This window comes from Frankia sp. CeD (genome assembly GCF_000732115.1).
GTDB classification, from domain to species: Bacteria; Actinomycetota; Actinomycetes; order Frankiales; family Frankiaceae; genus Frankia; species Frankia casuarinae.
In genome coordinates this window covers 82,604-97,276 of record NZ_JPGU01000001.1, presented here as the reverse complement: position 1 = coordinate 97,276, position 14,673 = coordinate 82,604, and the positions used below count along the sequence as shown (strand labels likewise).

The 14,673-nt window shown below is 72.9% G+C and carries 9 protein-coding genes; 4 read left to right on the top strand and 5 right to left on the bottom strand.

The annotated features are described in order from the left end of the window. Window positions 1-150 precede the first annotated feature (150 nt). On the bottom strand, window positions 151-3,426 hold the full coding sequence (locus tag CED_RS00350) for an ATP-binding protein (RefSeq protein WP_035908091.1): 3,276 nt from the start codon (window positions 3,424-3,426) through the stop codon (window positions 151-153). Between the two features lie 852 nt (window positions 3,427-4,278). Here CED_RS00350 and CED_RS00345 point away from each other — a divergent pair. Beyond that, window positions 4,279-4,932 carry a L,D-transpeptidase family protein gene (locus CED_RS00345; RefSeq protein WP_232234970.1) on the top strand — a complete coding sequence of 218 codons (654 nt, stop codon included), beginning with the start codon at window positions 4,279-4,281 and terminating at the stop codon, window positions 4,930-4,932. Window positions 4,933-5,006: 74 nt separating this feature from the next. Here the strand turns inward: CED_RS00345 and gnd are convergent, their stop codons facing one another. Further along, complete coding sequence (gnd, locus tag CED_RS00340) at window positions 5,007-6,023, bottom strand: phosphogluconate dehydrogenase (NAD(+)-dependent, decarboxylating) (protein ID WP_035908260.1); 1,017 nt, start codon at window positions 6,021-6,023, stop codon at window positions 5,007-5,009. A gap of 294 nt (window positions 6,024-6,317) precedes the next feature. Between gnd and CED_RS00335 the strand changes: the two genes are divergently transcribed. Beyond that, window positions 6,318-7,799: an NAD(P)/FAD-dependent oxidoreductase gene (locus CED_RS00335; RefSeq protein WP_011435389.1), complete on the top strand. Its 1,482-nt coding sequence runs from the start codon at window positions 6,318-6,320 to the stop codon at window positions 7,797-7,799. 79 nt (window positions 7,800-7,878) lie between these two features. Here CED_RS00335 and CED_RS00330 read toward each other — a convergent pair whose 3' ends face one another. Then, window positions 7,879-9,666, bottom strand: a complete 1,788-nt coding sequence (locus CED_RS00330; RefSeq protein WP_011435390.1) for a glycerol-3-phosphate dehydrogenase/oxidase — start codon at window positions 9,664-9,666, stop codon at window positions 7,879-7,881. 261 nt (window positions 9,667-9,927) lie between these two features. Here CED_RS00330 and CED_RS00325 point away from each other — a divergent pair, with 261 nt between their 5' ends. Both CED_RS00325 and CED_RS00320 read left to right on the top strand, forming a co-directional pair. Beyond that, window positions 9,928-11,106, top strand: a complete 1,179-nt coding sequence (locus CED_RS00325) for an acyl-CoA dehydrogenase family protein (protein ID WP_011435391.1) — start codon at window positions 9,928-9,930, stop codon at window positions 11,104-11,106. An 87-nt stretch (window positions 11,107-11,193) separates the two neighbouring features. After that, complete coding sequence (locus CED_RS00320; protein ID WP_011435392.1) at window positions 11,194-12,303, top strand: acyl-CoA dehydrogenase family protein; 1,110 nt, start codon at window positions 11,194-11,196, stop codon at window positions 12,301-12,303. Between the two features lie 39 nt (window positions 12,304-12,342). On the opposite strand, the gene CED_RS00315 is transcribed toward CED_RS00320, so the two are convergent. Both CED_RS00315 and CED_RS00310 read right to left on the bottom strand, forming a co-directional pair. Further along, a complete protein-coding gene (locus tag CED_RS00315; RefSeq protein ID WP_035908089.1) occupies window positions 12,343-14,010 on the bottom strand; it encodes a glycerol-3-phosphate dehydrogenase/oxidase in 1,668 nt (555 codons plus the stop codon). After that, entirely contained in the window at window positions 14,007-14,633 is a 627-nt protein-coding gene (locus tag CED_RS00310; protein WP_011435394.1) for a TetR/AcrR family transcriptional regulator, read from the bottom strand. The genes CED_RS00315 and CED_RS00310 overlap by 4 nt, the downstream gene beginning before the upstream one ends. Window positions 14,634-14,673 lie beyond the last annotated feature (40 nt).

The following is a 14,673-nucleotide window of genomic DNA, read 5'->3' as shown; positions in this document are numbered from 1 at the left end:
ATCATCGTGCACCTGGAAACGATCTCGGCACGCCCGGTGTCAGTACTGGGGCGTTACGTGGCCATTATGGCGCGTGGTGTCCACTCTGTCGCGTTCCGCCGTGCATGTCGGCCCCGCCGTAACGTCCCGACGGTCGACGGGCCCGGGCGCTCAGTCCCGCGCTGTCCCGAACGCGGATGCTGTCCCGATGGACGGGCCGAGGGCGGTGGCCGCCGCGGTGGACTCCGGTGGGGCGCTCCCCGGTCCGCTCGGCGCGGGGCCGACGAGGTCGGAGATCTGGGTGGCCAGCTCGGCCAGTCCCTTGCCGGTGCATGCCTGGTGGAGCGCGTCCGACAGCGAGGTGGCATCCGCCGCGCCGGTGAGTTCCCGGACCGCCACGGTGAGGCCGCTGACCGCCGGATCACCGATGTTGACCTTCTCCCGGCCCGGAGCGTAGAAGGCACCGTTCTTCAGCCGGGTGAGCTGTTCGCCCACGGTCTCGCCCGGCAGGGTCAGGCCGCGCTCGCGCCAGGCCGCGGTGAGCGGATGCGGGCCCGCGCCGGCCCCCCGCCGGCGCACTGCGTCAACCAGCGCCTGCCGGACGTCCTGCCAGCGGTACATGCCCGCGGTCAGGTGCCGGGAGTCGACGGTGTTCGCCGTGTCCGCCGTGTCCGCCGTGTTCGCCGTGTCCGCCGTGTCTGCCGCGTCCGCCGCCTCTGCCGCGTCCGCCGGGGACGGCGGCAGGCCGAGGAGCCGGCGCAGCGTCGCGAGCAGGGCGGCGGTGAAGTCGTCCGGGTCGACGAAGGGGCGCAGCGCGGCGGCGCGGGCGTCCGTCGCCCGGTCGGCGGCATGGGCGAGCGCGCAGTCGAGGATGCGACCCGGCAACGCGGCGAGGGTGGTCCGCAGGGGTTCCGCCGGAGCGAACGGCGCGATCCCGAGCAGATGGGTGAAGCCCATGACCTGGTGCGCGGCCACCGCCTCGACCCACACCACCAGCAGGGGATCGCGGGCCGCGAGGGCGGACGTCTCCGTCTCCTCCAGGGTGCAGGCGGGGCCGGCGACGCAGGCCGCGCCGCAGCCGAGGCTGCGCCGTCCGGCCAGGGGCACCCGGTCGTAGCGCGCGTAGCGCGCGCTCTCCCGGTCGTCTCCGGCGACCATCCGGGCCAGCACGGGACGGTCCATGCCGTCCGCGCTCACCGCCGCCNCCCCCGCCGGCAGCGCGACGACCAGTTCGGACTGATCGTCGCGCAGGTTCATTGTCGCGCCGACGGCTTCTCGGTCGTCGGCGGCCGGGAGCCGGTGCATCACCTTCAGTGCGGTGTTCTTGATAACGTCGGGAAGGATCTTCGCTGGGATCTGCTCCACGACAACGAGCCCCTCGCCGTAGGCGCGGATCTCCGCGAGCAGTGAGGCGAACAGGTCGACGGAGGCCGCGGCCGGGCCGTCGGTGACGTTCTTGAGCAGCCGGTGGGCCTCCTCCAGGACCAGGACGTGGCGCAGTCCGCCCGCGCCCGCGGTGGCGTACCGGACCCGCAGATGCTCCACGACGCGGATCAGGACGGCGCCGAGCAGGAACGCCTTGTCCTGGTCGCTGGTGATGTCCTCCAGCTCGAAGACGACGTTGCGCGCCAGCAGGGCGCCGATATCGATCNGATGCCCGCCCTCGAAGAACCGACCGGGAGAACCCTCTCGCAGGCTACCGATGCGCACGTCGACAAAGCCCCGGACGTCCGCCGTGACCTCCACGCCGTAGCCGATGTTCTCGACCACCCTCGTCGCGGTGCGCTGCAGGTCCCCGAGGGTCGGATATCGCCTGCGCACGTCGACCTTCGGGTCCTCCTCCGGCCCGGTCACCCGGAATCTGGGCCGGTGCGCGGGCTCCGGCCGGTCCAGCACCAGGTTCCATCCCAGGTCCTGGTAACAGACCGTCAGCGCGCGGGCGAGCACCTGGGGGAACGGCTCGTGCGCCTCGAACGCCGCCAGGAACAAGGCCCGGACGAGATCGATGTGGCTCTGCAAGGGAAAGCCGGGCTCGGGTTCCAGCGGGTTCAGTGACGCCGGTGGAGCGTCGAGCCGGCCCGGCCTGATGACGAGCACCTCGGCGAGGCCGGCGAGCCGCCCGGCCATCCGGGCGTACTCGGCCTTGGCCGGCTCCAGGACCAGCCACGGAACGGGCGCCGGAGCACGGGTCAACGACTCCAGCAGCGACCGCACGGTCTGTGACTTCCCGGATCCGGTGGCGCCGCAGACGAAGGCGTGCCGGTTGAGCGTCGCGAGGGAAACCGAGAACGCGCCGGCCGGCATCCAGCCGGCGTCGAGCACGTCGCCGAGCCGAACGGCGCCGGGCGTTCCCCGGGGGTCCGCGGGACCGGACCGGTTCGGACCCTCGGGCGTCACGTCGAAGGCGTGCGGTGTGATCAGGGTGATGCCCGGCAGCTCACGGCCGGGCGGCCGGGCCAGCGCCGCCAGCAGCTCCGCGCTCGCCCGCGGCGAGGACCGCGGTGAGCCGGCCAGCCCGCCGGCTCCGGCTCCGACCCCGGCTCCGACCCCGCCGAGGGCCCCCGCGAACGAGGTGACCGGGCCGGTCGGACGCAACGTGTAGGGCAGCCGGTCGAGATCGCTGGAGCTGCACAGCAGGGCGGCCAGCGAGACCGCGCCGGCCGGGGTCACCCCACCGACCAGGATCTCCACGTCCCACATGCCGCTCGACGCGCCCCGGCCCAGTTCCCGGTAGCGGGCCTCCGCGCGCTCCAAGTCGAGCCGGGCGCCCTGGTCGTTCTCCCGCCGGCGCAGCACGGGGATCGATCGCGCGAGGTCCGCCCGTTCCTCGGCGAGATGCTCGGGGGGCACCGGCCACGCGAGCACAAGCCAGGCGAACGGGCCGACGAGATGCGCGGCGTAGTCGTCGAACGATCCGCGGCGGGTGTCTGGCTGCCGGGCGTCGGTGCCGGGATCGGCGGCCCACAGGGCATCCGGGAGGCCTTCGCACCGCAGCCAGTAGGGGAAGCCGGCGAGCTGGGCGGGTACGGCGTCCGGTGGCAGCGCCACCGCTGTCGATCCCGGGGGGTACAGCAGCGGAACCGCGGTTGCGGCTGGTGTCGACGTGGCTGTTGCGAGCGACGTGGCCGCCGCGGTCGGGTCTGTCGCGGTCGGGTCCGCTGGGAAGAAGGGCCGGCCGCCGGCGAGGAACCGGATGTGCGCCTCACCCGGGCCCCGTAGCCAGGCGACGGCGATTCCCGGCCGGGCTGCTCCCGGCACCGGGTACGGGCCGCCGCGAGTGGACGCACCGGAGGCGGTGGGTTCGTGGCCGGGCCCGAGCGAGGTCAACTGCGCGTGCGCGCCGACGAGGGCGGCGAAGAGCGCGGCCGGTACGGGATCGGGCCGGTCGGGTGTGTCGGGTCGCCGAGGGGCGGNGAGGATGCGGTGGAACCGGAAACCGGCGAGCACGATCGGAGGGGCCTATTCGTGCCGGCCGCGCTGGGAACGGCTGCCGGCCGCCCGTACCACCATGCGGGCTCCTCGTGGTCTTCGTCTCGTCTCTCCGTGAACATACTTCTGATCATCGGTGCCGATGTGGCAATCTATCACCCTCCGCTGGGCATTGGATCCGGATCGTGTCCATCGTTGCTCGAAGTATCCGAATTCCGAGATCGGGGAGGAGTGAAGGTCGAACATGGAGGCATGGACGGCTGTCTTCGATCGTCACGGTCCCGGGCGCATGGACTCCCGTCGCCGTGATCGCGGTCTGCGGGTGTCGTGGGCCGACGCACCGGCGGCTGCCGCGGGATACCTCCCCAGGTCGGGGTACCTCGCCGGGCTGGGCGACCTCGCCAGGCCGGCGTGAATGATACGTATTGTCATCGCCGGTGCATCATGGCCGCAGCCGGATGGCACGGGCGTGGCGGCCGTCGGGGGCGGCAAGGGTCACGGGGGTGGCAAGGGTCACGGGGGTGGCAAGGGTCAACAGCGCGTCGCAGCCTCGCCCGTGGCGTCGTCCCGGAAGTCGGAGGCATGGCCGATCATCGCAGGAATCGCCGCCGGACCGAGACGCGTACGAGCCCCCCGCGGGGTCGCTCGGTCGCGGTCGGTGCCGCCGCGGTGGGTGTGACGTTGGTCGTGGGGGCGGCCAGCGCACTTCATCTCAGCAGTCCCGCTTCGGACCCGGACTCCTCGCATGACCTGTCGGTGTCCGTACCGTCCGGGCCGAGAGGCGCAGCCCGGCTCGGACGCACATCCGGGCTCGGTCCCACCTCCGNAGCACGCCCGTCGGGCGTGGGTGGGCCGGTGAGGACGAGCCGGGTGGCCGGTACCGGCGCGGACGGCAGGGCGGGGCCCGCCTCCGACCTCACCGCGATCCCCGGGGTCGGACCGGTGATGATGACGAAGATTCCGCAGGCCGCCCGGCAGGTGATCGTGGTGAGCGGCATCGACCGGAATGCGAACACCAACAACGTGACGCTGTGGGAACGGGCCGATCCCGGCTCCGCCTGGAAGACCTACGGCGCCCCGCTGATCGGCCGCAACGGCGCCGATGGCTGGACGTACGACCATCGGGAGGGCGATCTGCGCAGCCCGATCGGCGTGTTCAGTCTCACCGCCGCCGGTGGCAAGCTCGCCGATCCGGGCACCGGTCTGCCCTACGAGTATCGCCCGTCGTTCTACCGGGCGACGGGTCCGCGGGGCGAGCCGATGCCCGATGCGTTCAACTATGTGGTCGCCATCGACTACAACCGACTGCCCGGGTATCCGCCGTCGGACCCGACCCGTCCGCTGGGCCCGCAGATCGGCGGGGNCATCTGGCTGCATGTCGACCACAGATCGCCGACGCGGGGCTGCATCGCGGTGGAACAGGACGCCCTCGTGGCCATTCTCCGTTGGCTGACCCCGATGGCCCATCCCATGATCGTTATGGGAGACGTGGCGGATCTCGGCGCCGACAACGTGCGCCCCTGAGCCCCTTTCCTTGCCTATCCAGAGAGATAAATCGAGCACAAAAGCCTCTGGATAGGCAAGGAAGCCGACGAGGCTCAGCCGGCCGGCTTCTCCGCGTGCCCACCGAACTGCTTGCGCATCGCCGACAACAGCTTGTCGGCGAACAGGCCCTCCCCGCGCGAACTGAACCGCTCGTAGAGGGACGCCGTCAGCACATGGGCGGGAACGCCCTCCTCCACGGCGGCCAGTACCGTCCAACGTCCTTCCCCGGAGTCGGACACCCGGCCGCTGAACTCGGTGAGTCCGGGATCCTCCTGCAGCGCGGCGGCGGTGAGGTCGAGCAGCCAGGAACTGACCACGCTGCCCCGCCGCCACACCTCGGCGATCGCGGTGGTGTCGAGGTCGTACTGGTAGTACTCCGGGTTGCCCAGCGGGGCGGTCTCGGCGTTGTGCTCGGCGGACGTCGTGCCGATGTTCGCCTTGTCGAGCACCGCGAACCCCTCGGCGAAGGCGGCCATCATGCCGTACTCGATGCCGTTGTGCACCATCTTGACGANGTGACCGGCGCCGTTCGGGCCGCAGTACAGGTATCCCTTCTCGGCCTGGGTGATCTCGCCGGTCCGGCCCGGGGTCCGCGGGATGGTGCCGACGCCGGGTGCGATCGTCTCGAACAGCGGCTCCAGGCGGGCCACGACCCCCGGTTCGCCGCCGATCATCAGACAGAAGCCGCGTTCCAGCCCGAACACGCCCCCGGAGGTGCCGACGTCGACGTAGTGGATGCCCCGCTCGACGAGCGACGCGGCACGCAGGATGTCATCCCGGTAGTAGGAGTTGCCGCCGTCGATGATCACGTCGTCCGGCGCGAAGTGCTCGGCCAGGGCCGAGACGGTCTCACCGGTCAGCCCGGCGGGCACCATGANCCAGGCAGCCCGGGGTGGACGCAGGGCCGCGGCGAACTCGGCGAGGCTCCGTGTCTCCGTGGCGCCCTCCGCAGCCAGGGCCTTAACGGCCTCGGGGTTGACGTCGTAGACCACGCATTCGTGACCACCGCGGATCAGCCGGCGCACCAGGTTGGCACCCATCCGGCCGAGTCCGATCATCCCGAGCTGCATCTTCATCTCTCCGCTGGTTCGTCTCGATGGCCCGCTCCGGCGTGTCGCCGGGACGGGCCCGGCCTGGCGCTCCTGACGCCATTCTCCGTGCTGCATCCGTGCTTCCCCGTCCGTGGTGCACGTGCTTCTCGTCTCCGAGTCGGCGCCCGCGCCGGACCGGACCGGCCACGGACCGTCCGGACCGGGACCCCGAAAGTTCCCGATGATCTTCAGTTGGCGTGGATCGAGCGGCAGATTGTGACGAGCAGCGACGGAGGGCTTGTGAGCGAGCCGGGTAGGGCAGGGGAGGCGGCCATGGATGCCGACGTGGACGTGATCGTGCTCGGCGCCGGGCCCGCGGGCGAGAACGTCGCCGGCCGCTGTGCCGACGCTGGTCTGTCCGTCATCGTCGTCGAACGCGAGCTCGTCGGCGGGGAGTGCAGCTACTGGGGCTGTATCCCGAGCAAAACCCTCCTGCGGCCGGGGGAGGTGCTGGCGGCGGCCCGCCGCGTTCCCGGCGCGGCGTCGGCGGTCACCGGACCCGTCGACGCCGCCGCGGCGTTCGCCCGGCGAGACTGGATGGTGGGCGACTACTCCGATTCCTCCCAGGTGCCCTGGCTGGTCGACAAGGGCGTCGAGTTGGTGCGCGGGACCGGGCGCCTGGCGGGGCCCGCCGGCCGGGTCGCGGTGACGCTGCTGGACGGCACCCGCCGGGTGCTGACCGCGTCCCGAGCCGTGGTCGTGGCCACCGGGACGCGGGCCACTGTTCCACCGATCCCCGGCCTCGCCGACGCCGAACCGTGGGACAACCGGACCGCGACCGGCGCCTGGAAGGTCCCGCACCGCCTCGTGGTGCTCGGCGGCGGCGCCGTGGGGGTGGAACTGGCCCAGGCCTTCCGCCGGCTCGGTAGCGCGGAGGTGACCTTGATCGAGGGGTCACCCCGGCTGCTCGTCCGGGAGGAGGAGTTCGTCGGCGAGCAGTTGCGGGCCGCCTTCGAGGCGGCCGGCATCACGGTGCGGCTCGGAAGCCGGGCGGTCGAGGTCCGCCGGGCCCGGACGGGACCGGATGGCCCGGCCGGGCCGGTGACCGTCACGGTGGAGCCGGTGGATCCGGCGGATCCGGCGGATCCGGGTGAGCCGGTTGAGCGGCGGCCGCGCCGCGATGCCGTGGTCGCCGACGAGATCCTGGTCGCCGTCGGGCGCACCCCGGCGACCGGCGACCTGGGCCTGGAGACCGTGGGCCTGCAACCCGGGCGGTTCATCGAGGTCGACGACCGGCTCCGCGCGGTCGGCGTGGCGGGGGACTGGCTCTACGCGGTCGGCGACGTCTGCGGCCGCGCGCTGCTCACCCACATGGGCAAGTACCAGGCCCGGCTGGCGGCCGACGTCATCACCGGCCGCCGGGACCTCGCCGGCGCTCCCGTGCGCGACCTGGCCGACCCGGCGGCCGTCCCGCGGGTGACCTTCACCGATCCGCAGGTCAGCGCGGTCGGACTGACCGAGCGGGCCGCGCGGGAGGCCGGGATCGCCGTGCGGGCCGTGAGCGTGCCGACCGGATCGGTGGCCGGCGCGTCGGTGCGGGGGGAGGAGATCACGGGCACGTCGAAGATTGTCGTGGACGAGGCCCGCCGGGTGCTCGTGGGAGCGACCTTCACCGGTCCGGACACCCAGGAGATGGTGCACGCGGCCACGATCGCGATCGTCGGAGAGGTGCCGTTGGAGCGGCTGTGGCACGCGGTCCCGTCGTTCCCGACAGTCAGCGAGGTCTGGCTGCGACTGTTGGAGGTATACGGATGACGTCGTTCCGTGGACGTCGTTGCGCGGACCGCGGCACCGAACCGCCTGGGCGGGGCCGCGGATCGGGTTGGCCGAGCCTTCAGGACGGTCCGCCGGTCGCCGCCGGGGCGCGGTGGTCCGTCCGGCCCAGCCGGCGCACGTCGGGCGCGCCGAGCCGGGCCGCGTCGGCGGTCGCGTCGTCGGCTTGCCGCTGCGAGGCCCGTTCGGCCTCCACCCGGGCGAGGTAGTGCGCGACCTCGCGGGCGCGGGTCACCTGGTCCCAGCCGAGCACGGGGGCGATGAGATCGGCCACGTGCTCGGCGGCCTCCACCCCCCGGTCGATGGTCTCGATCGAGACGCGGGTCCGCCGGGTGAGCACGTCCTCCAGGTGCAGCGCCCCCTCGTGGGAGGCCGCGTACACCGCCTCCGCGGCCAGGTAGGTCGATGCCCCGCGCAGCGGCTGGGCGAGATCCGGTCGCGTCTCGATGAGGTCCAGAAGCTCCTCGGTGAGGGTGCCGTAGCGGTGCAGGAGGTGCTCGATCCAGCCGACGTGCAGCCCCGCGCGGCGGGCGAGGGTCTCCCGGGCGTTCCACAGCGCGGGGAACCCGTCCGCGCCGAGCAGCGGGATCTTCTCGGTGCACGACGGCGGCACCGCCCGGTTCATGCCGTGCACGGCCGCGTCGACGGCGTCGGCGGCCATCACCCGGTAGGTCGTGTACTTCCCGCCGGCGACCATCGTCAGCCCGGAGACGGGGCTGACCACGGCATGCTCGCGGGACAGCCGCGAGGTGTCCTCGGACTCCCCGGCGAGCAGCGGGCGCAGCCCGGCGTACACCCCGGTGATGTCCGCCGCCGTGAGCGGCGTGCGCAGCACCCGGTTGACCGTGTCGAGCAGGTAGTCGATGTCGGCGCTGCTGGCCGCCGGATGGGCGAGGTCGAGGCTCCAGTCGGTGTCGGTGGTGCCGATGATCCAGTGGCTGCCCCACGGGATGACGAACAGCACGCTCTTCTCGGTGCGCAGGATCAGGCCGGTGACGCCATGGATGCGGTCGCGGGGCACGACGATGTGCACTCCCTTGGAGGCTCGGACCGACAGCTGGCCACGCCCGCCTACCATCGCCTGGATCTCGTCGGTCCACACCCCGGCGGCGTTGATCGTCTGGCGGGCCCGCAGCTCGATCTCGGCGCCCGACTCGAGGTCACGCACCCGCACGCCGGCGACCCGGTCGCCCTCCCGCAGGAAGCCGGTGACCCGCGCGCTGGTCGCGATGAGCGCCCCGTAGCGAGCAGCGGTCCGCGCGACGAACACGGTGTGCCGCGCGTCGTCGACCTGGCCGTCCCAGTACTGGATCGCGCCGACGAGGGCGTCCGGGCGCAGCGACGGGAACTCCCGCAGCGCCGCCTTGCGGGTCAGGTGCCGGTGATGGGGCATGGTGGCGTCGCCGCCCGGCCCGACGCGGGCCAGCCCCTGCCCGAGGGTGTCGTAGAGCAGCACACCACTGCCGATGTAGGCACGTTCCCAACCGTGGCGGGTCAACGGCAGCAGGAACGGGATGGCCCGGACCAGATGGGGCGCGAGCGTGTCCAGCATGAGGGACCGCTCCCGCAGCGCCTCCCGGACCAGCGGGGCGTTGAGCTGCTCGAGATACCGCAGCCCGCCGTGGATGAGCTTGCTCGACCGGCTGGACGTGCCGGCGGCGAGGTCGCGCGCCTCGACCAGGGCGACGGACAGGCCCCGGGTCACCGCGTCCAGCGCCACCCCCGTACCGGTGACCCCGCCGCCGATCACGGCCACATCCACCGGATCCGCTCCCATCCGGCGCAGTGCCTCGGCGCGGCCGACCTGGTCGAGTCGGGCGGTCGGGGTTCCGTGTCTGGTCGGCGTCATCGCCAGTTGCTTCCTCTCCTGCGAACGTCCTCGCGTCCCGTCGTCGTGATCGCCCGGGACGCTCCGGCGGCTCGCCACCCATCGTGCCGGCTGTCGGTGTCCGGTGTCCGGCGCCCGGGCGCGGGATCGTTGAACGTCCATGAACGTCTGTGAACGTCCGGCCGGGGCGTGGTGGGATGCGAGTGCGACCGTCCCGGGATCCCGCGTAAGGCGACCAGATGGGCGACCAGATGGAGGTCAACACCAGATGGAGGTCAACGCATGGACCTGACCCACCCGCCGGCCGAGGAACGGTTCCGTGCCGAGTTGCGGGCCTGGCTCGCCGAGAACATCCCCGCAGCCTGGACGGAGCCCGGGTTCTGGGCCGGCGTGGGGGAGGCCGAGGGCTTCGACCTGCGGCGGGACTGGGAGCGGCGCAAGGCGCTCGCGGGCTTCGCCGGGATCGACTGGCCGGTGGAGTACGGCGGCCGGGGNGGNACCCCGGGGATGAGGGCCATCTACGACCAGGAGACGCAGCTCGCCCGGGCGCCGCGCTCGGTCAACACGCTGGGCCTGGCCTTCCTCGCGCCGACGGTGATGGCGGTCGGGACGCCCGAGCAGAAGCGCGACATCCTCGGGCCGATGCTGCGCAACGAGGTGATCTGGTGCCAGGGCTTCTCGGAACCCGGCGCGGGCTCCGACCTCGCGGCGCTGCGTACGTCCGGGGTACTCGACGGGGACGAGTACGTGGTCAACGGGCAGAAGGTCTGGACGACGTTCGCGAACCGCGGAGACAAGATCTTCACCCTGGTCCGGACCGAGCCCGGCAGCCGGCGCCATCACGGCATCTCGCTGCTGCTCATCGACATGCACGCTCCCGGGGTGGAGGTCCGGCCGATCCGGCAGATGAGCGGCGTCAGCGAGTTCGGCGAGGTCTTCCTCACCGACGTGCGGGTGGCGGCGTCGGAGTGCCTGGGCGGGATCGGCAACGGCTGGGCGACGGCGATGCTTCTGCTGTCGTTCGAGCGCGGCGCGTCCGGGATCAGCCAGTACACCGGATTCCGGCGCAGCTACGACGAGATCGTCCGGGTCGCCCGGGCGCTCGGGCGCGACACCGACCCGGTGCTGCGCCAGGAGCTGGGCCGGCGCATGGTCGAGCTCGAATGCCTGCGCTACCACTCGATGCACGTCCTCACCCAGGTAGAGCAGGGCCGTGACCTGGGGGCCGAGTCGTCGATCACCAAACTGCAGTGGTCGGAGACGTACCAGGACCTGTTCGAGACCTTTGATGCGCTGCTCGGCGCCGATGTGGCGCTCACCCACCCCACCGCGGACCTCGATCTGACGACGCTGCGGCAGGAGAGCTTCTGGACCCGCTCCGTCACCATCTGGGGTGGATCCTCGCAGGTACAGCGCACGATCGTCGCGGAGCGGGTCCTCGGCCTGCCACGCGGATCATGATTATGGTCGCGATTCGGGCCTGTGCCTGTGCCCGGGCCTGTTCATCTCGCTGATCCCGCCTCGCCCCGCCTCCGGAGGTCCGAGCCCGTGTTCTTCGCCCTCACCGACGAGCAGCGCGCGCTCGCCGCCACCGTCCGGGACTTCCTGGCCGACCGCTTCGATCTGACCGCCGTCCGCGCGGTCTTCACCGATCCCGACGGTGACGGGCACCCCCCCGAGCTGTGGAAGGCGATCGGCGAACAGGGCTGGCTCGCGGTGTGCGTGCCCGCGCGGTTCGACGGTCTCGGGCTCGGGTTGCTCGACGCACAGATCATCGCGCGGGCGTTCGGAGCGGGGGTGATCCCGGGGCCCTGGCTGCCGACCGTGCTCGCGGGCGAGGCGGTGCGGCTCGCCGGCTCGGCGGACCAGGCGGCGGCGGTGCTCGCCCCCCTCGCCGCCGGTGACCTGGTGGCCACCGTGGCGCTGCGGGGCCCGGGCGGGGGATACGACCATACCGGCATCGCGGTCCGCGCGACCGCGGGCGGTCGGCTGGGCGGTGTCGCGTCCGGCGTCGAGTATCTCGAGGTCGCCGGGCTCGTGGTGGTCGCCGCCGTCGGCCCCGCCGGGGTCGGGCTCTATCTGCTCGATCCGCGTGGCCCGGGGGTGACGGTCACCACCCAGCGCGGCTTCGACGGCACCACCCGGCTGGCCTCGCTGTCTCTGGCCGACGCGGCCGCGACCCGGCTGCCGGCCTCCGACGCCGCGGTCGCCGCGGACCTGGTCCGTCGTGGCGCCCTGCTCACGGCCGCGGACCTCGTCGGTGTCGCGCGGGCCGCGCTGACCCGGACCGTCGCCCACGACATCGATCGGGTGCAGTTCGGCCGGCCGGTCGGTTCGTTCCAGGCGCTCGCGCACCATCTCGCCGATCTGCATGTCGCTGTCACGATGGCCGAGCATGCGGTGCTGTACGCGGCGCACGCGCTCGACACTGCCCTGCCCGACGCGGAGCTGGCGCTCGCGGTGGCGAAGAGCAAGGCCAACCAGGCCGCCGGGGACGCCACCGCGGCGATGATCCAGTACCACGGGGGGATCGGCTACACCTGGGAACATGACGCGCACTTCTTTTACAAGCGGGCCAAACGCCAGATTCCTGCTTTTGGTGACACCCCTGCGCATCTGGAGCGCATCGCGGTGCTGACCGTCGACGCATTGCCCTGACCGCCCCCGATCCCGCAGCACTCGCAGCGGTGCTGGTCCTTAGCGCGTCAGCGTATGGTCGAACAGCTGCCGGGCCGGGCCCAGGGCCGCCCGGCGGTCGGCGGGAGCCAGCCCGATGCGCGTCCGGCGATCCAGCAGGTCCGCCGGGTCGAGCGCGCCTTCGTCCCGCACCGCGAACAGCAGCTCCGCGCCGGTGACCGGCGTCCCCTCGGCGACGGGTGCCAGCAGGTCGGGGTCGCCGTCGGCCAGGGCCAGCACCCTCGGTGCCTCCGTCCCGTACCGCTCGACCAGACGGCGCGGCGCGGCCACCGTGGCGAGGACCGATCGAGGTGCCGCACCGACCAGGCCGAGTCGCCGGGTACGGCAGGGGCCGGCGTCGAGGTCGCCCACCGCGACGGCGGCGTCCACCGCGTCTGCGGCCATCCGTCGATAGGTCGTCAGTTTGCCGCCGACCACCGTGACCAGGCCGCCCGGGTCGGTCCGCACCAGGTGCCGTCGGGAGAGATCGGCGGTGCGGGCGGCGCTGGTACGGGNGGCGGCGCTGTGGGGAACGACGGTGTGGTCGGTGCCGGTGTGGTCGGTGCCGGTGTCGAGCAGTGGGCGCAGGCCGGCGAAGGCGCCCAGCCGGTCCGCCGGGTCGATGGGGGTGGCCAGCACGTTCGAGACGATGCCCAGCAGCTGCGCGATCTCGTCCTCGTCGGGCACCGGGACGTCGACGACCTCCTCGACCGGCACGTCGGTCAACCCGACGTAGACGCGGCCGTCGTCCTGGGGCAGCACCAGCGCGAACCGGTTCCGTTCACCCGGCATCGGCAGGGACAGCGCCGCGCGGGTCCCGGCCAGGACGGTGGAGCGCAGCACGAGGTGGGTGCCGCGGCTCGGCCGCAGCCGGATCCCCGGAGCCAGGGCCGGCGCCCACACGCCGGTGGCGTTGACCACCGTCCGCGCACGCAGGGTGATCCGGGTACCGGTGAGGGTGTCCACCGCGGTCGCCTCGATCCCACGACAACCGTGCCGGCTCGGGCCGCGGGGTCCGCCGTCGAGGCCGCCGCCGTCGAGGCCGGTCACCCGCAGCCGGGTCAGGATCCGGGCGCCGAATCCGGCTGCGGTCCGGGCCAGCGCGACTACGAGACGGGCGTCGTCGACGAGCCGGCCGTCCCAGTGCAGCACCCCGCCGCGCAGTCCGGCTTCCCGGAGCGCGGGAGCCACCCCGAGCGTCTCCACGGCGGTCAGCCGGCGTGGGCCGGGCAGGACCGCGCGGGGCGTGCCCGCGCCGCGGCGCAGCAGGTCGCCGAGCCACACCCCGGCCTGGACCAGCGCGGCGTTCGACCGCGGTACTCCCGGGGTCAGCGGGGTGAGCATGGGCAGCGCCCGCACGAGATGGGGCGCGGTGTGCCGCATCAGGATGTCGCGCTCGACGGCGCTCTCCCGCGCCAGCGCCACATCTCCGGTGGCCAGGTAACGCAGCCCGCCGTGAACGAGCTTGGAACTCCATCGGCTCGTGCCGAAGGCGAGATCGTGCGCCTCGGCGAGGACGACGGACAGGCCGCGGGAGGCGGCGTCCAGGGCCACCCCAGCCCCGGTGACCCCACCGCCGATCACCAGCAGGTCCACCGGGCCGCCAGCCGCGACGGCGGCCAGCTCCCGTTCCCGCCGCCCGGCGTTCAACGAGGTCGCCGTGGTCGGCGGGAGCGTCAGAACCGTCATGGTGATCCCCCAATGCTCTCCTTGACCGGTTCCGGCGCGAGGTAGCCGCGCAGGAGCCGGCGCAGTTCGGCGGTCCGGGTCGCCGCGGGGACACCGCAGCCGAGGGCCTCGGCGGACAGGACGAAGGACTGCACGACGAGCAGGACCATGAGGGCCAGCGCCGACGGGTCCTCGGGCCGCACGGCGCCGTTCGCCTCGGCGGTGCGGAACTGGCTCGTCAGCAGGTCCAGGATCATCTGTTGGGTGGCGCCACGTCGCTCGATCAGGTACGGGATCAGCAGCTCGGGATCCGTCTCGATGATCCGCAGATAGAGCGGGTTGGTGCGGAACGCCTCCACCGTCGCGATGATGTGCTCGACGAGATCGTCGACCAGCCCGCCGTCCGGAGGCCCGCCGTCCGGCCCGGCCTGGGCCATGGCCGACGCGGCCGTCACAACCTGGGTCCACTCGCGCGTCATCACATCACCGACCAGCGAGCGCAGGTCCGGCCAGCGTCGATAGAGGGTCATTCGGCTCACTCCGGCGCGGCGCGCTACCTCGGTCAGGGTGGTCCGCCGGACCCCGACCGCCAGCAGGGACGCCTTGGCCGCGTCGAGGACGGCCTCCTCGCCGGCGAGAGCCATCCGGCAGCCCTTCCTCCCGCCCGTCGCCACGGGCGCGGGG